Source organism: Agrobacterium larrymoorei, assembly GCF_013322225.1.
In the GTDB taxonomy this organism is placed as follows: Bacteria; Pseudomonadota; Alphaproteobacteria; order Rhizobiales; family Rhizobiaceae; genus Agrobacterium; species Agrobacterium larrymoorei_A.
Genome location: NZ_JAAMFB010000016.1, coordinates 140,109 through 164,757, shown reverse-complemented (window position 1 = coordinate 164,757; position 24,649 = coordinate 140,109). Strand labels below are relative to the sequence as shown.

Genomic DNA, 24,649 nt, shown 5'->3' with positions numbered 1-24,649 from the left:
CCCAAAGACTTGGGCTGACTAGATTCCTGTGACAAGCACAGGAATGAGGGAGGAGCAAGAGTGAACCTTCGCGGAAATTAGCTCCGTTCCCTGATCTGCGTCAGCGTCCGCGCGGGCGTAATCGCCTCCGCATCCAGCTTCACTTCGATAATCGCAGGCTTGCCGCTGGCGCGTGCGCGCTCATAGGCCGGGCCGAAATCTTCCGTTTTTTCCACCAGTTCCCCGTGACCGCCGAAAGCTTTCGCATAAGCGACGAAATCCGGGTTGACGAGGTCGGTGGCGCTGACGCGGCCGGGATATTCGCGCTCCTGATGCATGCGTATGGTGCCGTAGGTGCCGTTGTTCACCAACACCGTGATGATCGGCAGACCGTAGCGGATGGCGGTGATAAATTCCTGGCCGTGCATCATGAAGCAGCCGTCACCGGCAAAGCAGACGACTTCGCGCTCCGGAAAAAGGTGTTTCGCGGCAACTGCCGCTGGCAGGCCGTAACCCATGGAGCCGGATGTCGGGGCCGATTGGGTGTTGAAGCGCTGGAAGCGGTGGAAGCGGTGCAGCCATGTGGCATAATTGCCCGCGCCATTGGTGAAAACGGTATCGGCGGGCACATTGGCCTCGATCCATTCCATGATCGGACCCATATGCACATTGCCGGGGCCGGTTTTTGGCGGGGTGGACCACTTCAGATAGGCGTCGTGCATTGAGGCGGTACGATCTGCCCAGACTGGATTCTGTGGTGTATCCAAGCTTTCGAGCGCATCAACGAAATCATCCGCCGAAGCGCAGATCGCAAGATCGGGCCTGTAGATGCGCCCAAGCTCTTCCGCTTCCGGGAAGACATGCACCAAAGTCTGCGATGGGTAGGGGATGTCCAGCATCGTATAACCGGAGGAGGGCATTTCCGACATGCGGCTGCCGAGCAGCACGATGAGATCCGACTCCTTGATCTCCTTCGATAGCGCCGGATTGATGCCGATGCCGACATCGCCCGCATAGGATGGGCTTAGGTGATCGAACAGCATCTGACGGCGGAAGGAGCAGCCGACAGGCAGCTTGAAGCTTTCGGCAAAGGTCTTGAACTTTGCGACGGCCTCTTCAGTCCAGCGTGTGCCGCCGACGATGAACATCGGGCGCTTGGCGCTGGAAAGCAGCTCGGCGAACTTCTTCATCTGCTTCGGGCCGGGGTGGTTTTCGACTGGCGTATAGGGCTTGGCTTCCGGTGCCTCGACTTCTTCCACCAGCATATCTTCCGGCAGTGTCAGCACCACGGGGCCGGGGCGACCGGATGTAGCTATTGCAAAAGCACGGGTGACGAATTCGGGAATGCGGCGGGCGTCATCGATTTCGCCAACCCATTTGGCAAATTCGGTAAAGGCGCGGCGATATTCCACTTCCTGAAACGCTTCGCGTTCGCGTGCATCGCTCTGCACCTGACCGATGAAAAGGATCATCGGTATGGAATCCTGTCTCGCCACATGCAGGCCAGCGGCGGCGTTGGTCGCGCCCGGACCGCGTGTAACCATGCAGATACCGGGTTCACCCGTCAGGCGGCCCCATGTGTCCGCCATCATCGCCGCTCCACCCTCCTGACGGCAGACGATGGTTTCGATGCCGCTTTCATAAAGCGCATCCAGAACCGCCAGATAGCTTTCACCCGGTACACAGGAAACGCGAGAGACGCCGTTTGCTTTCAGCGCCTCCACGATCAACTGCCCGCCGGTTCTCCTCCCCAAAGTCGTCATGGCGCGATATTCCTCTCAATATCTTCCAGTTCAGCCAGAACTTCGGCCTGATGTTCACCGAGTCGCGGGCTTGGACGCTCGTAACGTAGCGGTGTTTCCGAGAGAACGATAGGCGTGCGGACCCCGGGAATGACTGTGCCATCCGCGGCTTCGAGATCGACGCGGAGCCCGCGTGCCTGCACCTGTGGATCGGCGAACATCTCCTCGATGGAGTTGATCGGCCCTGCCGGAACGGCGTTGCCTTCGCAGGCGGTCAGCAGATCCCGCTTCATCCATTTGAGTGTTTCGGTGGAGACGATCTGGCGGACTTCCACCTTGTGCGCCACGCGGGCCTTGTTGGTGGCGTAACGCTCGTCATCGGCAGTCGCGTCGATGCCGAGTATTTTGCAAAGCCGGCGGAACTGGCCGTCATTGCCAACAGCGAGAATCAGGAACCCGTCTGCCGTCGGCACCACTTCATAGGGCGAAATGTTTGGATGCGCATTGCCGAGCCGTACCGGAGCTTTGCCGGAAATAAGGTAGTTCATGTTCTGGTTGGCGAGAACCGCGGACTGTACGTCGAGCAGCGCCATATCGATATGCTGGCCCTGACCCGTTCTCATGGCGTGGATGAGCGCTGCCTGAATGGCGGTGACGGAATAGATGCCGGTGAAGATATCTGCGACGGCAACGCCCGCCTTCATCGGCTGGCCATCCGGCTCGCCGGTAATCGACATGAAGCCGGACATGCCCTGCACGATATAATCGTAACCGGCGAAATCCGCGTAAGGACCGGTTTGGCCAAAGCCGGTGATGGAGCAATAGATGAGCTTCGGGTTCAGCGCCCGCAGGCTCTGATAATCCAGCCCGTATTTCTCCAGCCCGCCACGCTTGAAATTCTCGATAACGACATCGGCGGTCTTGACCAGACGGCGTACGATCTGGCGACCTTCCTCCGTCTTCAGGTCGATGGTGATGGAGCGCTTGCCACGATTGGTAGAGTGGTAATAGGCGGCAGAAAGATTGTCGCCATCCTCGCTTTCAACGAAAGGCGGCCCCCATGCGCGCGTATCATCGCCGCCTTCCGGGCTTTCAACCTTGATGACATCGGCTCCCATATCGGCCAGCATCTGACCCGCCCATGGGCCTGCCAGAACCCGCGCAAGCTCGATGACACGAATTCCCTTAAGAGGCGGCTGTTTTGATGATGACGGTTCGACCATGGAATTCCCTATGCTTTCATCTGGCCTTATAAAGAGGCCGATGAATACGCGCATCTGAAATTATCTCATGGGTTTATTCCGTTTGGGAAAAGTCTGAGTGGTTAGTGGTTTGCGGCGTGGTCTGAGATCGGTTGGATGGCGAGACGCAATCCCATCGTGCGCAGGATCGCGCTCAGACTGCGCAGTTCAGGGTTTCCCTTGACCGACAGGGTTCGATAGAGTTGCGTTGCGTTCAGGTCTGCATCTTTTGCGACCTGCGTTACGCCGCCAAACGCTTTCGCCATCTGCCGAAGTGTCACCATCAACTCGCCCTGATTGCCATCGGCCAAAATTGCATCCAGTGTTGCTGCCGCGAATGCAGGGTCATCCCGAAACAAGTCCGCCATCGCATCATCGTGGCTTTTGTCTTTCATGGCGTGTTCCTTCAGTCTGTCCGGCTCTGCCAGTCGCGCCAATATTCGCACGCCTTGTCTATGTCGCTGCTCTGCGTTCGTTTCGAGCCGCCGCATAGAAGCAGCATGACCGTTTTGCCAGAGCGGGCATAATAGACCCTGTAGCCCGGCCCGGTATCGATGCGCAGTTCGTGAACTCCATCCCGTATGGGTTTGAAGTCTCCGAAGTTGCCTTTTTCCAACCTGTTAAGGCGTCTGGTAATGGCAATCTTCGCTTGAACGTCACGCAACTCGCCAAGCCATTTTGTGATCGGATTTCACCGTCTTCTGTAAGATAATGCTTTATCTCAAACATGTCTATTTTATTCGTTTAAAAACGATTTATGAAATTATGTACGGCGACTGACCTATCAGCCCAACCCGCAAAATCCGCTGCCGGTCCTTCCCAGCCGATCTCATTCAACGTCTCATGACGCATACCTTTATAGATCGTGTCCTCCACGTCGGTAAAACCCGCCTCACGAAACCGCCCAGCAAGCCAGCGAATTTCCTTTCCGTCATTGGTCGCGGCATCCTCGTCTCCGCTGACAACCAGTATCGGCAAATCCTTCGGCAAGCGCTCCATGAGTTTCGGTCCGCGATAGGACATCGCGAACACGTCCTGCCAGAGTGAAACGCTGGCTTCGAACTGGCATAGCGGATCGTTCACGTAAGCATCCACCACTTCCCTATCATGGCTCAGCCAATCCGCCGTGGTGCGTTTTTCCGGCATCTTTCCGTTCCAGATTCGAAAGGTTGCCTTGGGCAGAATGCCGCTTGGCACATCGGAACCCTTCAGCATCTTTTCGAGCCGCAACACGACCTGAGCGATCCTGCCCATCACGCCGCAATTGAAATTTGAGTTCCAGATGGACAGCGCGTTGAAGCGATCCGGGTGGCTGACGGCGGTGTTGAGCGCAATCAGGCCGCCCATGGAGTGGCCGAAGAGGATGACGGGCAGGGTAGGGTGGCGCTCGGCGATGAGGTTTCGCATCGCCATAACGTCTTCGACTGCTTTGTAATGCCCGTCCTTCCAGGCGAAACGGCCAATCGGAGCATCATCCGCCTTCGTGCGTCCGTGGCCGCGGTGGTCGTGAGCGTAAATCTCGAAGCCGCGTTCGGCCATGAAATCTGCGAAGCGGCGATAGCGTCCGGCATGTTCGACCAAGCCATGGCAAATGAGCAGAACGCCGCGCGGTTCTCCACGCGCGGGCTCGTGCCGGTAGGCGAGAGTTGCGCCGGAGGGGCTTTCCAGCCGGTGGATTTCGCCAAACATCAGATCGTCTTTCATCGTTACTCCCGGCCGCTTATTATGAGGGCAGCATCGACCCGAAAATCGGAATCGATTTTCGGAAACTACGATGCGAGGTTAAAAAAATTAGAGCGTCCTTTGTGCGTCCAAAAAGGACGCGCGGCGCTCTAAGAGGTTGCCCCTCAGCCCCGTTTACCTTACATAGCGGCAAATTTCCCAATTCGCATTTTCCAATCCGACGTGGAGCATTCGCTACAATGGCACGCCAATTCATCTATCACATGTCCGGACTGAACAAGTCCTATGGCGCGAAGAAGATACTAGAGAACGTTAACCTGTCCTTCTACCCGGATGCCAAGATCGGTATTCTCGGACCGAACGGCGCGGGTAAGTCCACCGTTCTGCGCATCATCGCCGGTCAGGACAAGGAATTCACGGGTGAAGCCTGGCTCGCCGAAGGTGCGACCGTTGGCTATCTGGAGCAGGAACCGCATCTGGACCCAACCAAGAACGCCTTCGAAAACGTCATGGTCGGCGTTGCCGACAAGCAGGCTGTTCTCGACCGCTACAACGAACTGATGATGAATTATTCCGACGAGACCGCCGATGAAGGCGCGAAGCTTCAGGATATTATCGACAGCCAGAATCTCTGGGATCTGGAACAGCAGGTCGAAATGGCGATGGAAGCCCTGCGCTGCCCGCCGAAGGATGCGGACGTGACCGTTCTCTCCGGTGGTGAGCGTCGCCGTATCGCGCTCTGCCGTCTACTGCTGTCGCAGCCGGACCTGCTGTTGCTCGACGAACCGACCAACCACCTCGACGCGGAAACCATTGCATGGCTTGAAAAGCACCTGCGTGACTACCCCGGTGCCGTGATGATGATCACCCACGACCGCTACTTCCTCGACAACGTCACCGGCTGGATTCTCGAGCTCGACCGTGGTCGCGGCATTCCTTACGAGGGCAACTACTCCGCATATCTGACCGCCAAGGCCAAGCGTATGCAGCAGGAAGCCCGCGAAGAGGCCGGTCGCCAGAAGTCGCTGTCTCGCGAACAGGAATGGATTGCCTCCAGCCCGAAGGCGCGTCAGGCCAAGTCGAAGGCCCGTATCAAGGCTTACGAACAACTGGTTGATGCCGCAGAGAACATTCGTCCCGGCGATGCGCAGATCATCATTCCGGTGTCCGAGCGTCTCGGTCAGGTCGTCATCGAGCTCGAAGGCATCAACAAGGGCTTCGAAGGTCGCACGCTGATCAACGATCTGTCGATCAAGCTGCCACCAGGCGGTATCGTCGGCATCATCGGCCCGAACGGTGCCGGTAAGTCGACCCTGTTCAAGATGATCACGGGTCAGGAAAAGCCGGATGCGGGCTCCATCCGCGTCGGTGAGACGGTTCACCTCGGTTACGTCGACCAGAGCCGCGATGCGCTGGATGCGGAAAAGACCGTGTGGGAAGAAATCTCCGGTGGTGCTGAAGTCATCAAGCTCGGCAAGTTCGACATGAACAGCCGCGCTTATTGCGGCGCCTTCAACTTCAAGGGCGGCGATCAGCAGCAGAAGGTCGGCAATCTCTCCGGTGGTCAGCGTAACCGCGTTCACCTTGCCAAGATGCTGAAGGCAGGCGGTAACGTTCTCCTCCTCGACGAACCGACGAACGACCTCGACACCGAAACGCTGGGTGCTCTGGAAAGCGCGCTCGAAGCCTTCGCCGGCTGCGCCATCATCATCAGCCACGATCGCATGTTCCTCGACCGTCTGGCCACCCACATTCTCGCCTTTGAAGGTGACGGTCATGTGGAGTGGTTCGAAGGTAACTTCGAAGATTACGAACAGGACAAAATCCGCCGCCTCGGCCCCGATGCTCTGAACCCCGGCAGCCAGGCTTACAAGCGCCTGACACGCTAAGTTGCATTAATTATCGGCAAAAATACCGAGTCGCTGCATTAATATTATGCGGCGGCTTTTATTTTAAACAGATTGACAGTTGTATATTGTTGATTTTTATCAATAGTTGCCATAGCTAAGTATAGTGTAAGTTATTTAGAGTTATTTAATAAAGCCAATGTTAACTGCTATTGCGCGTATGAGTTGCGCATGCGGGTGGCATGAGGTCACGATACAGGGGTGCCTCATGAAGTTGGTTGACGTTTCAATCAGTAAGCGGCTTTGGACGGCCGTCACTTTGCCTATGCTCGCTGCTGGCTATCTGAGCTACGTTCAGGTCTCCGAGCGCTGGAGCGATTATCGCAACATGAACGAGATCGTGGTGATCGGCGATCAGCTTAAGAAGCTGAGCGATATCGCCCACTCTCTTCAGGTAGAGCGCGGTTTGACGGCAGGCTTCATTGGCTCGAAAGGCGCGCAGAATGGCGCGGAATTATCCAGCGCCCGCACGCAGACTGATGGCGCCGTGGGTCAGTTTGACCTTATTTCCAAGACGCTTTCGGATCTCGGTGACGGTCAGGCGTCCAGCCAGCAGGTCGCGACCAAAACCAGCCTCGATGCCGCAAAGCAGATCCGTCAGGCGGTTGATGGAAGCTCCGCGACGGGACCGCAAGCGTTTGCTGCCTATACATCAGCCATCGCCAGTGTGATCGGTATCGCAGGGGAACTGGTTGGCGAAGCGGACGATCCGGTCATCTCCAGACATATTGCCGCCTTTGTGGAGTTGATGAAGGCAAAGGAACTTGCCGGGCAGGAGCGCGGCCTCGGTAACGGGTTCATTGCGGCGAAAAAGATGGATGCGGCACGATTTGCCTCCTTTGCTGCAATGGCGGGCGGTCAACAGGCTTTGATCAGCGCATTCATGAGCGCCCAGAACCCCGACAAAAATGCGCGCTTCACCGGTATGCTCGCGGCAGGCTCCGCTGAACTTTCTGGCTTGCGTAACCGCATTCTGGCAAATGGCGAGAGTGCCGATTTAAGTGCGCTCGATGCAAAGACATGGTTTGCTACAGCTACCAAGCAGATCGAAGTCTTGAAGAGTGTCGAGAACGAAAGCCTGAGTGACATTTCCGGCCTTGCGACGGAATATGCAGGCAACGCTTTCCAGAACCTTGTCATCATCGCTTTGCTCAGTCTCGCCGGTGGCCTCTTCATGGTGGCCTTCTCCAGCCTGATGGCTATGACGGTGGTGCGCCCCATCCGCTCCATGGTGGGCGCCATGGGCAAGCTGGTCCACGGTCAGATCGACGATGCCGCAATTTCTTCCGGTCGTAAGGATGAGATTGGGGACATGGAGCAGGCTGTCGAAGTCTTCCGTCAGGCCGCCATCCGCAATCGCGAACTGGAAGCGTCGGAAGCCGACAACCGCGCCCGTGCAGAGCGTGAACGCGCAGAAATGCAGCGCGCGGCAGAGGCGGAAGCCGAAGCGCGTCTGGTGCAGGCCACCAGCGCCTTTGCGGAAAGCATGAAGCGGCTGGCCGCAGGCGACATGCTTTGTGAGCTGCACCAGCCATTGTCTTCACAGTTTGAAGCCCTGCGTGTGGATTTCAACAGCTCGGTTCGTCAACTGCGCGAAACGCTGACCAGCGTCGGCCAGTCGGTCTCGACCGTTACCGGCGGCTCGAATGAGGTATCGTCTGCATCGGACGATCTTTCCAAGCGCACCGAACAGCAGGCCGCATCTCTCGAAGAAACGGCAGCAGCGCTGGAGCAGATCACGGCAAACGTTACGTCTACCTCAAAGCGCGCAGCCGAAGCTCGTATCGTTGTTCGTAATGCGCGAGACAAGGCCGGCAATTCGGGCGACGTCGTGCGTAACGCCGTGGAAGCCATGGGCAAGATCGAGGATTCGTCCAAGCAGATCGGCCAGATCATCGGCGTGATCGATGAAATCGCCTTCCAGACCAACCTTCTCGCTCTGAACGCCGGTGTGGAAGCAGCGCGTGCAGGTGAGGCTGGCAAGGGCTTTGCGGTCGTCGCTCAGGAGGTTCGTGAGCTCGCACAGCGTTCCGCCAAGGCAGCCAAGGAGATCAAGGAGCTGATCGGCAACTCCGCCATCGCCGTCAGCGAAGGCGTTCGCCTCGTCAGCGATACCGGCACGGGCCTTGGGGAAATTGCCGAACTCGTCCAGTCCGTCAACGCCCACATGGAAGCCATCGCCACCGCCGCACAGGAGCAGTCCGCCGGTCTTGCCGAGGTCAATACGGCGGTCAACCACATGGATCAGGCCACCCAGCAGAACGCCGCAATGGTCGAAGAAATGAACGCCGCCGGTGCGTCTCTGGCGCAGGAGAGTGCCAATCTGAAGTCGCTGCTGTCGCACTTCCAGTTGGGTCAGGCCGCAAGCCAGCTACGAGGTATGGCGGAAACGATGCGCGCTGCGGCCCCGCCGTCTGCGGTGCGCCGGGAGGTGCCGGGGAGACGTACTGCGCCTATGGTTCATGGAAACGCGGCGGTTAAGGTTTCAGAGGATTGGACGGAGTTTTGATTTAGGTTCTCGAGCTTCGTAATCTCGGACTTGATCTACGGTTGAGCCAACGCGCATCTGCGCGTTGGCTGAATTCCTGTGACAAGCACAGGAATAAGGGCGGCGATCGTTTTGGGACAAACTAGGATCTTGATTTAAACCGAACAGCAGTGAATCAAGTTCCGCACTACGGAAGAGTTGCGTTCCGCCAGAATGTCCAAAATTCACGCTCCTTAAAGAAGGCGCCACTCTCACCCTTTTTGCACCCAATGCTCTCTAACCAACATCGCTTCCTCTTGCAGCTCCAAATCAAATCGTATAAAGATATCTTTATATGTTGATTGGATGGGGTTGGGGCTTTGGCTTTAGGGCTGGATAATCTGGTAGGGCTGCTAAAAGCGTCGGGAGAGCCGACGCGGTTTCGTTTGCTTGCCCTTTTGTCCGCGGGCGATCTGACAGTCACTGACCTTACCGAGATCCTCGGTCAGTCACAGCCGCGCATCTCGCGTCACCTGAAGTTGCTGGCCGAAGAAAATCTTATCGACCGTTATCAGGAAGGTGCGTGGGCATACTTCCGTTTAAGGCAAGATGGCAAGGCCGCCGAGCTGGTAAAATCGCTGCTTTCCGTTGCTTCGTCTACGGATGCCGTTCTGCTTCGCGATAGCGAACGTCTAAACGCGGTCAAGCGCGTGCGGGCTGACCGCGCGCAGGATTATTTCAGCCGCAATGCCTCTGCATGGGATGAACTGCGCCGTCTGCATGTCAGCGACGAAGCGGTTGAAAGCGCGCTGTTGAAGCTGATCGGCACCACGCCGGTCGATTCGATGCTTGACCTTGGCACCGGCACGGGCCGTATCCTGCAATTGCTGAGCGGCATCTATCGCCGTGCCATAGGGGTCGATGCCAGTCGCGACATGCTGGCCGTTGCTCGCTCCAATCTGGACAGGGCAGGGGTTGCACATGCCTCCGTCCGGCATGGCGATATTCTCAATTTGCCGCTGGAAGGTCAGGATTTCGATCTGGTGGTCGTCCATCAGGTGCTTCACTTTCTCGATCACCCGGAAATGGCGATTGCCGAAGCGGCACGGATGCTTCGGCCGAACGGTCGGCTGGTAGTGATCGATCTGGCGCCGCATTCACTCGAATATCTGCGGGAGGAACATGCTCATGTTCGCCTCGGATTTTCGCATCAAACCATGGAGGAGTGGCTCAAGAAGGCCGGGCTCTCGCCTGAAAAGGCGTTTGATCTGCATTCCGGCAAAGCTTCCGCCAAATCGCTTGACGTAACAATCTGGGTTGCCCGCGATCCGCGCTTGCTGATTGCAGGCGAGGGGCAGGTTGCAGCTCCGCTTCTTTCTGCCGGGAGGGCATGACATGACGAACACTGACACCAATCGCCACATTAATGGTGATTTCAGGCTCTCTTTTGAATTCTTTCCCCCGAAAAGCCCGGATATGGACATCCAGCTTTGGGAAACGGTCGAAGAGCTTTCCCGCTGGAATCCGGATTTCGTGTCCGTAACCTACGGCGCAGGCGGCACCACGAAGGCACCGACACTCGATGCGGTGCGACGCATGATTTCTGTTGCCGGTCTGGCAACTGCCGCGCACCTGACCTGCGTGGATGCCAGCAAGGATGAAGTTCACGCCGTCGTGGAAGAGTTTCGCGCTGCCGGCGTGAAGCACTTCGTGGCGCTGCGTGGCGATCCATCCACCGGCATCGGTACGCCTTACCAGCCTCACTCGCAGGGTTATGAGAATGCGGCGGCACTCGTGCAGGGACTGCGCGAAATCAGCGATTTCGAAATCTCCGTCTCCGCCTACCCGGAAAAGCATCCGCAGAGCGCCAGCCTGGACGTCGATATCGACATGTTGAAGCGCAAGGCGGACAATGGCGCGACCCGTGCGCTGACGCAGTTCTTCTTCGATAACGACATGTATGAACGTTACATGGAGCGCGTTGTGAAGGCTGGCATACGCATCCCCGTCGTGCCCGGCATTATGCCTATCCAGAACCTCACGCAGCTGAAGCGCTTTGCCGGACGCGCGGGGACGACGATCCCTGCGTTTCTGGACGATCGTTTTGCAGGCTACGACGAAGACCCGGCCGGTCGTGCGAAAGTTTCTGCAGACGTCGCTGCCGAACAGATTCTCGACCTCCGCCGTCGCGGCGTTAACGAATTCCATCTCTACACGATGAATCGCGCGCCACTGGTCAACGCAACTCTTGAGAATGTCGGCTATCGTCCGACCCGCAAAACTGCGGCCTGAGAGCAGCTAAAATTCAAGGAATAAAAAAAGCGCAGGTACTAAAACCTGCGCTTTTTTAATGGCTTATAAGGATCAACTTTCGAGTATGCGTCCTAAACCCCAACGTTTACGTCAGATGAAAAGCATCACCCCGACGAACGCAAACGCCATACCGACTGCTAAGGCATTAAGAGAATTTGTAAGTCCCATGCTTGCCTCCTGTTCGTTGACAGTAAGCATTATGACCGTTTTGTGTCTCTTGAAAAGCGCTTTTTATGATGCGCTGCACACCAATTGAGCTCAACATGGATGAAATTGCGGCAGCAATCCTTTGAAAAACAACTTATATTACAGAGTGAAAAATTCGTTCTTCGGATGTGAAAAAAAGTAAATGGCTGTGGTTAATGCCACAGCCATCATTAAAATCTCCGTCATTTCGTCTGCAAAAGTCCGGGCAGACGATCAAAGCCTGTCGAGCAACTCTCGCGTCGGCCAACCATCCGCAGGCAAGCCGAGGCGCTGCTGTTCGCGCTGGACGGCGACGCGGGTGCCTGAGCCGAGGATACCATCGATCTTGCCGACATCGTGCGTCTTTGCATCGAGCTTGGTCTGGAGTTCCTTCATGGCGGCATCGTCCAGGCCGGGATCTGGATTGCCCTTTTCATAAACCGGCGCGCCCATGAGCCTCGTTGCGAAGTAGGCGGCTGAGGTGGTGTAAATGAAGGACTGGTTCCATTCCAGATAGATGTTGAAGTTCGGGTAGGTGATGAAGGTCGGCCCCTTGCGGCCCTGCGGCATGACGAGGGCTGCTGGCAAATTGGCGAAGTTCTTGTTACCATCGCGCGGGGTAACGCCGAGGTTGAACCATTCGCCTGCCGTCATAGTGCCGCCGAGGCCGGATTTTTCCCATGGCAGGTTTTCCGGCACGGAAACTTCCTGAATCCAAGGCTCGCCCTTCTTGAAGCCGAGGTGCTGGATAAACTTTGCGGCTGTGAGGATCGCATCCGGGGAACTGCCCTTCACGTTCACATGGCCGTCGCCATCGCCATCCACGCCGAAAGCAATAATGTCTTTCGGCAGCATCTGGACCTGACCGATTTCACCGGCCCAGGCGCCTGTATTGGTCGCAGGATCGAGATCGCCGTGCTGCACCATTTCCGTCAGCGCAATCAACTGCGGGCGGAAAAGCTCGGGGCGACGGCAGTCGTGGGCGAGCGTGACAAGCGCGTTGCGCGTGTTGAAATCGCCCTGAACGGCACCGAAATCCGTTTCCATGGCCCAGAAGGCAGCAATGACGCCTGCGGGAACGCCAAACTCGTCCTCTGCGCGCTTGAAGGTGGAGGAGAATTCCTGAAGCTTCTTGCGGCCAAGATCAAGACGGCCCTGGCTGACGGTGCGCTGCGAGAATTCTAGGAAAGTCTGGCGGAATACGCCCTGCGCGCGGTCTCTCGAAAGCACCTTCTGATCGATCTGCGCACCGGCGAGTGCCTTGTCTACTGCTTGCGCCGGAACGCCCTTGGCGACCGCCTCATCCTTCACGCCTTGCAGGAATGCGGAAAGATCGCCGCCACAAGCCACCTGTTTGGGATCATCCGGAGATGCCATGGGGGTGACGGCAAGCGCGGAGCCGCAGGACAAGGCGAGCAGGGTGGCAGCAAGCGTGATGCTGCGGGGCGAGAAGCTGCTGAACATCGGAATTCCTCAATGTGCAATTTGGGATGCTGGATGGCCGTCGTCCGGCCTTTGCCAAATCCGTCGCCAAGCTTTGTGGCGGAAGAGTGGGCGGGCCGTTCTAAAAGTTTCGCCCACGTGTTTTGTTTCTTACACGCGTGCGAATTTGCAGCACATCTGCCGGATTTGATAGAAAAAGCAAGTCGTTTGCTATCAGCTACGCGCTTGACTTGCCGAAGAGGCTACCCATGTGCGCCAATTCTTCTCTGTTCCCGAGAAGACGTTGATATCCGTCGGCGTGGTTATGCCGGGAATAACGCCCGTGCCGGTGTACTGCCAGAAGGCCCACTGCCGATCGCTGTAGATTTCCGAGGGGTGAGCGGCAACTGAGCGTACCCAGAATGGGTAGCCCTTGAAATGGCCAACCAGATTGTCACGGTGGAAATCGACGCTGGTATAAATAATCGGGCGCTTGCCATAATAGGCTTCGATGCGCGTCAGGAAGCGCTGCATTTCAGCGCGAACGACGTCTGGCGACGGCCGTGTCTTGCAGGTGGGCGAGGCGGGGTTCCACTCCACGTCGAGAACCGGCGGAAGCTTCATCGCTTCTTTCGGAACGTTGCGAATGAACCAGTCTGCCTGCGCGTCTGCCGGGGCGCAAAAGTAATAGAAGTGGTAGGGCGCGTGCGGCACACCGGCGGCGGCCGCACCGCGCCAGTATTCGTCGAAGCGGGCGTCCAACCGATCCGTACCTTCGGTCGCCTTTATGAAGGCGAAGGAGACGCCGGCTTTGCGGACCGGAGCCCAGTCGATATCTCCATTCCATTTGGAAACATCTATGCCGTGAACCTCATGCTTGTGAGGTGATTTATGGCCGAAATCCTGCGGATCGTTATCCTTGAACCGCGGCTTTGCAACCGAGGCCGTTTCAAGAAAATCATAGCTAGTGGAGGTGCATCCGCTCAACGCGAGGAGGGTGCCAAGAAGAGCCGGAATAAGCCGCCGCATGATTTTCCTAAGTTACCGAATGAAGTTCCCGTCCGAAGCGCGGTTTGACCAACGCACATCGTTAATTCCCGTTTACCATAACAGGGTAAACAAGCGGTTATGACAAGACGGTGACTTAAGAAAAACGACGTTTCAAGCCTCTGGCAAGGTCAAGACCGCCCGCCATGCATAGCCTCTGGCAATCGGTTCGAACTCCAGCGCGGCATTATGGCTTCCGGCAAGGGTTTCCAACACATAGCGCATGTTGGCGCGAGGGGTGACGTGGAACCGCGTGAGCCATGCCTGAAGGGCGGTTCTAAACCAGCGTGGCAGATGCTCCTGCTGGCCGAAATCCACGATGTGCAGTGAGCCGCCGGGTGCCAGTGAGGTGAGTGCGCGCTCCACTGCCATCTCCCATTCCGGTATCATCGAAACAGCATAGGAGATCATGATGCGATCAAAGCCCGCGCTGCGGGAGAACTCGATCAGCCGGAAGCTTGTCGCATCCGAAACGCGCAGGGTCGGGCGCTCTCTTTTGTCCGCGAAGTTCTCGCTCGCGGTTGTCAGCATCTCTGCCGAGATATCGAGGCCGTAGAGCTTTGCGTCGGGGAAGTGCTTTGCCGCCAGCAGGAGGTTTCTGCCCGTCCCGCAGCCGACTTCTAGCAGGCTGCCGCCTTCAGGCACGTTCAGTTTCTCGATGGTGCCATCTCGCCCCAGCAGATAATATTTGCGGGTGATGTCGTATATGTGCCGCTGGTGGCGGTACATGCGGTCCATCAGGCTTGCATGATGGACATCGCCCAGCCCGACACTGTCTCCAATGCTTTTCATGCGGATGTCCTCTGATAGATGTGGAAGCCACCGTATATGGCGGAACGATCCTTGGCGTTGAGTTGCTTCGAGCGCTCTTCCAAATAGGCCCATTGGGCGCGCAGATCCGGCGAAAGACGGCCTTCGATCACGCTTTTTTCGGCGGCGGTGCGGAAGATGACGCGTGCGTCCGGTGCAGCGGTGCGGCTGATCTGCGCCCACAACTCGTTAATCTGCGTGTCGCTCATCCAGTCCTGGGCGTCGAGAAGTACGTAGCGATCCACCGAGGAGGCCGGTTTGGTGGCCAGCAATTCCGTAAACGTGGCGTGATGCACGGCGACGCGGGCGGTGTTTTCGCGGATGGCGGGGTAATATTCAGTTTTCAAATAATCGGGCAGGGCGCCTTCATGGGCATCGGGATAACGGCGTGCGAAAGCCTGCCATGCGAAGTAGTTTTCCTGCAACGGAAAATCGCAAGCCAGCTTTTCCAGTCGTTGGCGCAGCACGGGCGCAATGGTTTTGCCGTCCGATAGACTGGCGAGTTCGTCATACTGACGGGGCGGAATGCCGAGGCCGAACAGCGAGCTTTTGCGCTTGGTCAGCCAGCGGATCATCGGCTTGTCGAAAAGGGGCGCAACCTTCTCGTTGAAGAACTGGCGCTGTTCTTCCAGGGAGCGGGCTTTGGCGATTTCCTGAAGCTTCACGCCATGCAATCGTGCCAGCACATGGCCAGCGCCGATGAAACGACCCAAGAGACCGGTGCGATAGATATTCCGGTTGAACACCGAAATACGGCGGCGACCGCTTATCGTACGCTTAGACCAGTAGGCGCGGGTCTGTTCATCGAGGTTCGGTGCGATGAAGCGGTCGTAGCCTGTGATGTTGGTTCGAACATTTGCTTGCCCGAACTGGCGCACGACATCACGGTGACTCGGCAGGTTGCGGAAGGCAGCGAGCTTCAGCTTGTTCAGTGCGATGTGGTGCGGATTGAGATCGACCACATCGACGCTTTTCGGGCAGCGCGAAAGATAAGCCAGCATATTGCAGCCACCGGAGCCGATGGTGACGATGCTGTGCCCTTCCTCGAGCTCCATTGCCTGCATGTCTATTTCCGGGTCTTCCCAGATTTGGGGATAGACGAGACCGGAAAACAGCATGCCGAACAGCCGTTCGGATAATCCATGGCTGGAAAGAGCTTTGTGCTGGAGAAGCGCGGCTTTGAGCTTGGCGTTCTTGTTGAAGCCGGTTTTCGGTGCGGCACTCGTCATCTGATTCCACCTCTCGTTCGGGTGAGAGGCGTTTAGCGGGAGGACGCAACAGTTTGATGACGTAGGGATTTTCGGACGGCGAGTTTAAATTCATCACCGGCAGTTTTCAACATCTAAGCTGCGCTTAAGGTATTGAAATCGCTTGTTCTTCTACAGGTTAGAGTAAGGGCCTCGGCGCGCTTTTCGCCCATTTTCCGCGATGCTGGATTCCGCTGTTACTGCCGCAGAACGTGCAACATGCCCTTGCGCTTGGCATCGTAATAGTAGCCGCGGGCGTACAGGCGAACCGCGCCATCACGGTCGTTGTCAGCGACTTTCCATGCGCCGCTCAAGTATTTCACGGCATATCTGAGGTTGGTTTCAGCGTCGAAGAGGCCATTGGCCGGACCGTTGAAGCCCATCGAGCGGGCGGTGGCATGCTTGATCTGCATAAGGCCGAAGTGGCCGCCATTATAGGCTGCCGGGTTGTAGCGGCTTTCGCGCATGACCACGCGGTGGACCAGATCTTCCGGCACGTTATACATGGACGCATATTTGGAAATGAGGCCGCTGAGTTTTTCTCGACCGGCCGGCTGGGGCGTATCTGGTGCCACGACGATGCTTTCGCGGGTGCTGATCGCGGCAAGGGCTGCGTTCTGTGGCGCGGCGGCGTAAGCCAGCATGGTGCTTTCAGGCTTGGGCAAAGGCACGATGGTCTGTTCGCGGACCATTTCCTCCGTCAGCTGCACCGGTGCCGAAGAGGGCGTACCAGGCGGCGGCGGGGCGGGCGGGAAGCTGCCCTTGACGGCAACGACCTGCGGCAACGATGCGGTCCCAGAGGCTTTTGCTGCGGCGTGAAGGCTGGCGGCATCCGTCGTCGTCGCGGCAGTGGCGGCAACCGGTGTTGCGCCGAGTATATCTGCGGATGCTGTCTGTGGCGCACCAGCCTGTGGCTGCATCTGTGCGGAAATTGCGGCCGCTGCAGCGATCTCCGCTGCCGGAGGTAGCGCTACGCGACCACCCTTGAGGGCTGTCGTGGAAATCGGTGGTGTCGTTTCAGAGTTGGATGCGACCTCAACCGGCGCGGTGGTCGTGCCGGGAGTAGCTTCCGCCGCGTTGGTCGTACCGGAAGCGGTCTGGGCCGTTGCGGCTGCTGCGGCGATCTTGGGGGAATGGAGATCGGTCTTGTCGGCGACTTCAACGCTTGTGCATCCTGCCAGCGCCATAGCCAGTCCCACGGTGGACGACAAAAGTAACGCCGGTTTTCGGCGCAAATTGCCAGAAATTGTCATGCTGCCGCCTCTAGTTCGCCTGTCTTTCGATACCCCCGTTTCGAACGAAGCAGGCAGTCCCAACGCGAGATCATTAACCTATTGTAAGGTTAGCGGCAAGACGGGAACAGCCAGTTGCCCATCAAGCGGCGATGCCGCGGTATCCGGCAGTGACTGCCCGGCCCGCGATGAAGTGAGTACCTCGGGGGCTGCGCACTTTCTTGGTGGCCGAAAAGCGGCGCACGAGTGCGATGGTGGATTTCGCGAAAATCGCCTGAGCGGTGAGGCAGACAAATGCGATCACAAGAGCGACTGCCTGTATTTGTGCAAGCATTTCAACAACGTTGCGCGTGCCGTTGATGAACTGAATCAGGAATGCGACGAAAAAGCCGAAGTATCGCAGACGGAGGGCAGCAAGGACGAAGCAATCGATAAAGATCGCGCCCAAGGTCTTCCCGCGCAGATTGTCGTTGTCGCCGTTCGCTTCACGGGCGGCAGGCGTTGCGATGGTCCAAAGGCTGAATAGCATCAGCCAGCCGATGCCCGCCCACTGGACAATATCCAGAAAAGCTTCGGGCACGTATTCTGCACCAGCAACGACGATGGAGGCCGCGGTAACGGTGGTGACAGTGCCGAGGGTGGCGCCCGAGACGGAAGCAATCAGCGTGCGTTTTCCGCGAATGGCGGCATAGCTCGCGACTTTAAAGGCGATGGGTGATGGAAGCGCGAAAAGAATGGCACAGGCTGCACAGAAAACCAGCCAGACTTGTGCGGACATTAACGTTCCTCCTTGCCCTCCCAGACAGCTTACGAAGCTTGCAGAGTATGAACTCAATCTCCGTTGCCTCGTCGTTATCGTCTGGACAGACTACAGCATCGGCCCAGAAACCGAAACGGATTTCTGGGCCGAAGGATGCATGATTTTTTGCTGATGTGTTTACGCCACAGTATTTTAGAGTTTTGGATTATGCGGCCTTGAAGGGCTGGCCGATGTGCTCCATCACCTCGCCGAACCACTTTGTCGACAGATCGAAATGCTTGCCGCCCTTGATGCGCGGGAACTCGATGGTGCGAAGCTTGCCGCCCTGGTCCTCATCATGGCCGGTGACGCCGGATACCTTGTTCAAGGCGCTTTCAACAGCCAGATCCACCATGCTTTGAATGAGGCGCAGGTCCTCGCCGTTCGCTGGGGCGGAGCGGGCATAATAGCCGGACTTCTGAACCATCGTCCGTTCTGCGCCGATCAGGCTGGCAAACTGCTTCTGGAACCAGCCACCAACATTGATCGTGTCGATCTTGACGTGACCGAAGGCGTCGCGCTTGACCGTTTCGCCGGAGGCTTCGCGCTCGGCGACGATGGAATCGAGGCCGGCACCTTCCGAGACGAACAGGGTGACGAAGCCGGTCTTTTCCATGATCTTCTTCAAGCGCGCGGCTTCGGCTTCGATATCGAAAGCCATTTCCGGCAAATAAAGACCGTCGATGCTCTTGAGCTGCCCGCCCATCATCAGGCCTTCGACATATTCGTTGCCCTTGGTCTTCTGGATATACGCACGGGCGGTTGCAGCAGTGAGCCAGCCGCAGTGGCGGCCCATGACTTCGTGGATGACGAACGTTTTCGGGGCAGCGCTCTGCTCGTTGCTGACATTGTCGAAGAAATTTGCGCCCACTTCGGCTGCCGTCCATGCACCGAGCGACTGCTTGATGGGAACCACATCATTATCGACGGTTTTCGGCAGACCGACCACAGTAAGATTATAGCCGTTCGCGCCAAGATAGGCTGCGAGGTCCGCCGCTGTCGTATTAGTGTCATCGCCGCCAATGGTGTGGAGGATGGTGACGCCATCCTTAGCAAGACGATCCGCCGCGACGGCCAGCGGGTTTTCGCCTTCTTTGACGAGGCCGCGCTTGGCACAATCTGCTGCATTGGTGAGCTTGACGCGGCTGTTGCCAATGGGCGAGCCGCCGTAGCGGTGCAGAAGAGGCGCCTTTTCGCGCATTTCCTTGGTGATCTGAACGCTATCGCCCAGAAGGACACCCTGATAACCGGAGCGATAGGCCACGATGTCGATTTCAGGGGCGATGTCGCTGTAGCGCTCGATCAGTCCGCCAACGGCGGAAGAGAGGCAGGGCGCGAGGCCGCCTGCGGTCAACATCGCGACTTTCTGTTTGGCCATCATAGTCTCCTTTGTCAGCTTCGTTCAATGACAGGGCAAATGGATGGGCCTTGAAATGTGGCATGTAAAGTGAATTTCTCAAGAAAAACGCGAAACTTTGAGGCGATTGAATGAGTTAGCCGATCTAATCGTTTCAATCGGCGCATAACTTGTGGACCTGCGCCAACATATGGAAAACCGGACGAGGCCAAGTACCGTATTACCAATCATGTCAGCCGACATGATTTCAAGATGAATAAAAGTTAATGCCATGCGACCGTTATGCATATTGCATTCACAAAATCGGCCCGTATGCTTGGAGACATGATGTACGATTTCGCCTGTTTGCAACTTTCGTCTCTGTGGGAACGTCTGCTCGGCGCGATCGGCGATGCGGCGGGCAACGTTTTGTCTCGCGTTATCGAGGCGGTTCGTACGGTGTTCGAGGGCGACCCGGAAACTCGCCGCAAGGTGTCTTTCTCCGTTGCGATCATTGCGCTTTCGGCGAAGATGGCCAAGGCCGACGGCGTGGTAAACGATGCCGAAGTTCGCGCTTTTCGCCAGATTTTCGATTTTCCCGATGATGAAGCGCGCAACGTGGCGCGGCTTTACAATCTCGCTCGTCAGGACGTGGCAGGCTTTGAAGCCTATGCAGGGCAGCTTGCCGGCCTTTGCGGTTCCGGTGACGAGAACTGCGAAATGCTGGAAAGTGTCGTCGACGGGCTGTTCCATATCGCCAAGGCTGACGGGCTGATCCACGAACGGGAATTGGCATTCCTCGGCCGGATCGCCGAAATCTTCCGCATCACTGAAGATCATTTCCAGATGATCATGGCGCGGCATGTGCATATGGAAGGACGCGATCCGTATCGCGTGCTTGGTGTTTCGCCATCTGACGACTTCTCCGATATTCGCAAACGTTACCGCGTACTCGTGGCTGAACACCATCCGGACAAGCTGATCGCGCGCGGTGTTCCGATGGAATTGCATGCGGCAGCGAATGAGCGTATGGCGGCTCTCAACGCCGCCTATGCGGCAATCGAGAAAGAACGCCGCGTCGCATGAGTGACTTCCAGCCGGATTATACCGGTGCCGTCGTCCGGCCTTCGCCGAACCACGGCGAGCGGGTGGACGTTTCCGCACCGGATGCCATTATTCTTCATTATACGGGCATGGATGGTGCCGAGAGCGCGCTGTCGTGGCTGAGCAACCCTGAAAGCCAGGTTTCCAGCCATTACTTCGTGTTCGAGGATGGACGCGTCATTCAGATGGTGCCGGAAAGCCGCCGGGCATGGCATGCTGGCAAAAGTTTCTGGGCGGGCGAGACGGATCTGAACTCGCGCTCCATCGGCATCGAGATTGCCAATGGCGGGCACCCTGCCGGGCTGCCGGAGTTTCCTGAACCCCAGATTAATGCGGTCATCGAATTGTGTCGCGATTGCGGCGCGCGATGGTCCATCGCGCCTGAGCGGGTGCTTGGGCATTCCGATATCGCACCGGTTCGCAAGGTCGATCCGGGTGAGAAATTCCCGTGGGACATCCTGTCGCAGCAGGGTGTCGGGCACTGGGTTGCGCCAGCAGCCATTGGTGGCGGGCGCTTCTTCCAGCGAGGCGATAGCGGGCAGCCGGTCGAGGCGCTGCAATCCATGCTGTCGCTCTATGGTTACGGCGTTGAAATTTCGGGCAGTTATTGCGACAAGACCGAGGGTGCAGTTGCTGCCTTCCAGCGGCACTTCCGGCCTGTTCTGGTGGATGGTATCGCAGATTTTTCGACCATCGATACGCTGCATCGGCTGATTTCGTCGCTGCCGAAATTTCGGGTCGCATAAGCGCTTTCGCGCAAAATGGTTCCGAAAATTTAGATCGCGCAGCGCGTTTTTTCTTCTCTGCCACAGTAAATCCTTATTGGGCCACTTTAACAGCTTCATCGAACTGCGGCTGGCTCGATACGCGTGTGTAGCCGTCAATAACAATGATGAAGACTTCGACGGATCGTTCGGTTGAACTATCCGCATGGATGCCTTTTGCGTCCGTTGTACTGACAGACTTCATGCCTGGAGATACTAACTACTAATGAGAAGCGTAATTGTTGCTGTCTCGGTCTGCATGTCCATGCTGGCCGCGCAGACTGGAATTGTTTTTGCCAAGGATGATGTGAAGACAAAGACCGTGACCCTGCAGACCTATTTCCGCAAGCCGGGTTATCCCATCCCTGAACGAACACTTCCAACGACGCTGAAGAACGATTACTCCGATCTCATCGTTAAATATGCCACGCGTTACGGCGTGCCTGTGAACCTCGCCCATGCGGTGGTTTCGGTGGAAAGCAAGGGCAACCCCAAGGCTCGTGGCAGCGCTGGCGAGGTCGGGCTGATGCAGATCAAACCGGCAACCGCGCGCATGATGGGGTATCACGGCACGACGAAAGCGCTTTACGATCCCGAAACCAATATTCGCTGGGGCATGCAGTATCTGGCAACGGCCCACCAGCTGGGCGGCGGCGAAGTGTGCGGCACCATTCTGCGTTACAATGCAGGCCACGGTGCCACGCGCATGAACCCGGTCTCGAAGCGTTACTGCGGCAAGGTGCAGGCGCTTTTGCAGGGTTGATCGGCATCGATGCGGCGGGGGCTTCTTTCGGCGTATCGGGTTTGCTACTTGATGGGTAGCAAAAGGGAATACAGGTATGCCGGACTTCAAATACATCGTGATCGGGGCTGGAATGATAGGGGCTGCTGCGGCGCGCCATCTTTCCGCGCAGGCGGATGGCGTGGCGCTGATCGGCCCAGCCGAACCAGCCGACCGGAAAACCCATCGCGGCGTTTTTTCCAGCCATTACGATGAAGCCCGCATTACCCGTGGTTTCGACGGCGACGCGGTTTGGGCCGAACTGGCGAAGCGTTCGATTGGCCGTTATGCAGAAATCGAAGAGAAGAGCGGCATCCGCTTTTATCACGAGGTAGGGTGCCTGTTCGTCGGTAATGGTGAGGGTTTGGGTGGCGATTACGTGGCGGGCGCAATGGGCAGCCGTGAAGTGCTCGGGCTCTCCATCGAAACGTATGATCCCGCGCCGCTCGCATCCCGCTTTCCGATGTTTTCATTGGCGCAAGATCATCAAGGTTGGTTCGAGCCGCGCAATGCGGGCTACGTGAACCCGCGCGCGCTGGTGAAGGCGCAGATTGCGATTGCCGAAAACCAGGGTGCGAAGCTCATCCGCGAGACTGCCGCCAGGGTTTCCGATACCGGGTCTGGCGTTACGGTGGAAACCTCCGAAGGGCATTGCTACAGCGCTGAAAAGATCATCGTTGCCGCCGGTGGTTTCACCAACATGGCCGATATCGTACCTTCGAAGGTGGACATGGCTGCGACCGGCCGAACTACCGCTTTCTTCGAACTGAATGAGGCAAAGCAGCAGGCCTTTGCGAATATGCCGTCAACCATCGTGCTTGCCGAAAACGCCGACGATATCGTCTACATTCTTCCTCCGGTCCGCTATCCCGATGGCAAGGTCTATCTGAAGATCGGCGGGGAGAGCGAGAAGGGCAGGCTCGAAACGCTGGGTGAGGCGATTGAATGGTTTCACTCGGATGGAACGCCAAGCGAGGTCGATTTCCTCATCCGCCGCGCGACGGAGCTGATGCCGGAGCTTGTCGGATGCCCGGTCACTTCCGGCTCCTGCGTAGCCTCCATCACCCGCACCGGCTACCCCTATATCGGCTACACCCAGTCCTCCAACATCGCCGTACTCACCGGCGGCAATTTCGTCTCGGCCAAGTCTTCGGATGAGATTGGCAGATTGGGAGCGGTGCTTTTGCTTGAAGGGCAGTTGGGGGGAAATGATTTTGCGCGGGAGATGGCGCCGGTTTTTGTTTGATTTTCTCTCCTCAATCCCTCTGACACCGATTCAAGAACAGGCTACAAACCCCTGAAGCAGAGTCTAAAAATCGGTGAGAGTTGGTATGGCAGCGCAGTTCAAATATATTGTCGTCGGTGCAGGTATGATGGGGGCCGCGGCGGCTCGGCATCTTTCGCTAAAGACGCACGGCGTAGCGTTGATCGGGCCGAAGGAGCCTGAAGACATCGCGAGCCATCAGGGCGTTTTTGCCAGCCATTACGATGCGGCGCGTATAACGCGCACGATAGACGGCAACGCGGATTGGGCGCTTCTCGCCAACCGCTCCATTGCCCGCTACGAAGAGATATCACTTGAAAGCGGGGTAGACTTTTACGGTGAAGTCGGGTGCCTGATCGTCGGAAAGACGAGGGGCACGGGCTTTCCCTATATTGAGAATGTATGTGCAGCGGCGCAGAAGCTCGGCGTTGAGACCGAGATGTTTGACGACGCAGCGCTTGCTGAACGTTTCCCGTATTTTTCCTTCGAAAGCGGCTGTGAAGGTGTGTTTGAGAGGCGCAATGCAGGCTACATCAATCCGCGTGAACTTGTGAGGGCGCAGATTATCGCAGCCGAAAAGCGAGGTGTGACGCGGTTTGACGATATTACCGTTTCGGTGCGTGAAGACGGCGGTATGGCGACGGTTACGACGGCGTCTGGCAAGAGCTACACAGCGGAGAAGGTGCTGGTTGCCGCAGGTGGATTTTCCATTGCGGAAGGGCTTTTGCCGCAACCTCTTTCGATGAATGTATATGGTCGGACCGTCGCCCTGTTTGAAATTCCAGATGCAGAGTTAGGGCAATATGCGGATATGCCGTCGCTCATCTACGAGCCTGCCGATCCGCGAAAACACATCTATCTTCTGCCGCCGGTGCGTTACCCCAATGGCAAGACATATCTCAAGATCGGCGGTGAGCCGGTCGATATTCCTTTGCGAACGGATGCGGAGATGCGGGAATGGTTTCGGGATGGCGGCAAGCCGCAGGTTCGAGACGATTTCTTCGACATCATCGGGTCGCTCATTCCGAGCATTGACCGCACGCGGATTTCCATGACCGCTTGCGTAGTTTCCTACACGCCGAGCGGTTTTCCCGCGATTGGATATGGTGGGTCGTCGCGGATCGCGGTTTTGACCGGTGGCTGTGGTGCGGCAGCAAAGAGTTCAGATGAGATCGGGCGACTGGGCGCGGTCTTGCTGACCGAGGGAAATGTCAGCGGGCAGGGGTATGGCGTGGATTTTGCGCCTGTGTTTACCCGGTAGGCTGCGTTCGGCATGTGTGGGAGTCACGCACTGGCGCGCGGGGTCGCTCTTGTATTTTGAAGTC

20 protein-coding genes and 1 pseudogene are annotated in these 24,649 nt (G+C 57.3%); 9 read left to right on the top strand and 12 right to left on the bottom strand.

Annotated features, from left to right (window positions below; genetic code table 11):
* Positions 1 to 77: 77 nt before the first annotated feature.
* The 5 genes and pseudogenes from G6L28_RS09645 to G6L28_RS09625 all read right to left on the bottom strand — a co-directional run bounded on the left by G6L28_RS09645 (position 78) and on the right by G6L28_RS09625 (position 4,666).
* Complete coding sequence (locus G6L28_RS09645; RefSeq protein ID WP_174063546.1) at positions 78 to 1,742, bottom strand: thiamine pyrophosphate-binding protein; 1,665 nt, start codon at positions 1,740 to 1,742, stop codon at positions 78 to 80.
* Positions 1,739 to 2,944, bottom strand: coding sequence for a CaiB/BaiF CoA transferase family protein (locus tag G6L28_RS09640; RefSeq protein WP_174063545.1), 1,206 nt, complete (start codon positions 2,942 to 2,944; stop codon positions 1,739 to 1,741). Before G6L28_RS09640 ends, G6L28_RS09645 begins: the two co-directional genes overlap by 4 nt.
* Before the next feature lie 101 nt (positions 2,945 to 3,045).
* Positions 3,046 to 3,357, bottom strand: coding sequence for a DNA-binding protein (locus G6L28_RS09635; protein ID WP_174063544.1), 312 nt, complete (start codon positions 3,355 to 3,357; stop codon positions 3,046 to 3,048).
* Positions 3,358 to 3,368: 11 nt separating this feature from the next.
* A pseudogene (locus G6L28_RS09630) lies at positions 3,369 to 3,691 on the bottom strand (type II toxin-antitoxin system RelE/ParE family toxin).
* Positions 3,692 to 3,706: 15 nt separating this feature from the next.
* Positions 3,707 to 4,666, bottom strand: coding sequence for an alpha/beta hydrolase (locus G6L28_RS09625; protein ID WP_234902513.1), 960 nt, complete (start codon positions 4,664 to 4,666; stop codon positions 3,707 to 3,709).
* A gap of 218 nt (positions 4,667 to 4,884) precedes the next feature.
* Between G6L28_RS09625 and ettA the strand changes: the two genes are divergently transcribed.
* The 4 genes from ettA (at position 4,885) to metF (ending at position 11,311) form a co-directional block, all read left to right on the top strand.
* The gene (gene ettA, locus G6L28_RS09620) at positions 4,885 to 6,534 is read left to right on the top strand and encodes an energy-dependent translational throttle protein EttA (protein WP_174063543.1); all 1,650 of its coding nucleotides are present in this window, start codon (positions 4,885 to 4,887) and stop codon (positions 6,532 to 6,534) included.
* A 226-nt stretch (positions 6,535 to 6,760) separates the two neighbouring features.
* Positions 6,761 to 9,061 (top strand): methyl-accepting chemotaxis protein, encoded by a 2,301-nt coding sequence (locus G6L28_RS09615; protein WP_174063542.1) that lies wholly within the window; start codon positions 6,761 to 6,763, stop codon positions 9,059 to 9,061.
* Between the two features lie 338 nt (positions 9,062 to 9,399).
* Positions 9,400 to 10,413, top strand: a complete 1,014-nt coding sequence (locus G6L28_RS09610; RefSeq protein ID WP_174063541.1) for an ArsR/SmtB family transcription factor — start codon at positions 9,400 to 9,402, stop codon at positions 10,411 to 10,413.
* Between the two features lies 1 nt (position 10,414).
* Positions 10,415 to 11,311 carry a methylenetetrahydrofolate reductase [NAD(P)H] gene (gene metF, locus G6L28_RS09605; protein WP_174063540.1) on the top strand — a complete coding sequence of 299 codons (897 nt, stop codon included), beginning with the start codon at positions 10,415 to 10,417 and terminating at the stop codon, positions 11,309 to 11,311.
* Positions 11,312 to 11,752: 441 nt separating this feature from the next.
* Here metF and G6L28_RS09600 read toward each other — a convergent pair whose 3' ends face one another.
* The 7 genes from G6L28_RS09600 to G6L28_RS09570 all read right to left on the bottom strand — a co-directional run bounded on the left by G6L28_RS09600 (position 11,753) and on the right by G6L28_RS09570 (position 19,453).
* Complete coding sequence (locus G6L28_RS09600; RefSeq protein ID WP_174063539.1) at positions 11,753 to 12,982, bottom strand: lytic murein transglycosylase; 1,230 nt, start codon at positions 12,980 to 12,982, stop codon at positions 11,753 to 11,755.
* A 192-nt stretch (positions 12,983 to 13,174) separates the two neighbouring features.
* On the bottom strand, positions 13,175 to 13,969 hold the full coding sequence (locus G6L28_RS09595) for a glycoside hydrolase family 25 protein (protein WP_174063538.1): 795 nt from the start codon (positions 13,967 to 13,969) through the stop codon (positions 13,175 to 13,177).
* A 132-nt stretch (positions 13,970 to 14,101) separates the two neighbouring features.
* On the bottom strand, positions 14,102 to 14,779 hold the full coding sequence (locus G6L28_RS09590; protein ID WP_174063537.1) for a class I SAM-dependent methyltransferase: 678 nt from the start codon (positions 14,777 to 14,779) through the stop codon (positions 14,102 to 14,104).
* Positions 14,776 to 16,026: a DUF3419 family protein gene (locus tag G6L28_RS09585; protein ID WP_174063536.1), complete on the bottom strand. Its 1,251-nt coding sequence runs from the start codon at positions 16,024 to 16,026 to the stop codon at positions 14,776 to 14,778. Before G6L28_RS09585 ends, G6L28_RS09590 begins: the two co-directional genes overlap by 4 nt.
* A 215-nt stretch (positions 16,027 to 16,241) precedes the next feature.
* Entirely contained in the window at positions 16,242 to 17,297 is a 1,056-nt protein-coding gene (locus tag G6L28_RS09580; protein WP_174063535.1) for a lytic transglycosylase domain-containing protein, read from the bottom strand.
* A 121-nt stretch (positions 17,298 to 17,418) separates the two neighbouring features.
* The gene (locus tag G6L28_RS09575; RefSeq protein WP_174063534.1) at positions 17,419 to 18,054 is read right to left on the bottom strand and encodes a LysE family translocator; all 636 of its coding nucleotides are present in this window, start codon (positions 18,052 to 18,054) and stop codon (positions 17,419 to 17,421) included.
* 187 nt (positions 18,055 to 18,241) lie between these two features.
* Positions 18,242 to 19,453, bottom strand: a complete 1,212-nt coding sequence (locus tag G6L28_RS09570) for a pyrophosphate--fructose-6-phosphate 1-phosphotransferase (RefSeq protein ID WP_174063533.1) — start codon at positions 19,451 to 19,453, stop codon at positions 18,242 to 18,244.
* A 303-nt stretch (positions 19,454 to 19,756) separates the two neighbouring features.
* On the opposite strand from G6L28_RS09570, the gene G6L28_RS09565 reads away from it, so the two are divergent.
* The 5 genes from G6L28_RS09565 to G6L28_RS09545 all read left to right on the top strand — a co-directional run bounded on the left by G6L28_RS09565 (position 19,757) and on the right by G6L28_RS09545 (position 24,585).
* Positions 19,757 to 20,497, top strand: coding sequence for a J domain-containing protein (locus G6L28_RS09565; protein WP_174063532.1), 741 nt, complete (start codon positions 19,757 to 19,759; stop codon positions 20,495 to 20,497).
* Positions 20,494 to 21,261, top strand: coding sequence for an N-acetylmuramoyl-L-alanine amidase (locus tag G6L28_RS09560; protein WP_174063531.1), 768 nt, complete (start codon positions 20,494 to 20,496; stop codon positions 21,259 to 21,261). The genes G6L28_RS09565 and G6L28_RS09560 overlap by 4 nt, the downstream gene beginning before the upstream one ends.
* A 244-nt stretch (positions 21,262 to 21,505) precedes the next feature.
* Positions 21,506 to 22,042 (top strand): lytic transglycosylase domain-containing protein, encoded by a 537-nt coding sequence (locus G6L28_RS09555; RefSeq protein ID WP_174063530.1) that lies wholly within the window; start codon positions 21,506 to 21,508, stop codon positions 22,040 to 22,042.
* A gap of 76 nt (positions 22,043 to 22,118) precedes the next feature.
* Positions 22,119 to 23,306 (top strand): FAD-dependent oxidoreductase, encoded by a 1,188-nt coding sequence (locus G6L28_RS09550; RefSeq protein ID WP_174063529.1) that lies wholly within the window; start codon positions 22,119 to 22,121, stop codon positions 23,304 to 23,306.
* Positions 23,307 to 23,391: 85 nt separating this feature from the next.
* On the top strand, positions 23,392 to 24,585 hold the full coding sequence (locus G6L28_RS09545) for an NAD(P)/FAD-dependent oxidoreductase (protein ID WP_174063528.1): 1,194 nt from the start codon (positions 23,392 to 23,394) through the stop codon (positions 24,583 to 24,585).
* Positions 24,586 to 24,649 lie beyond the last annotated feature (64 nt).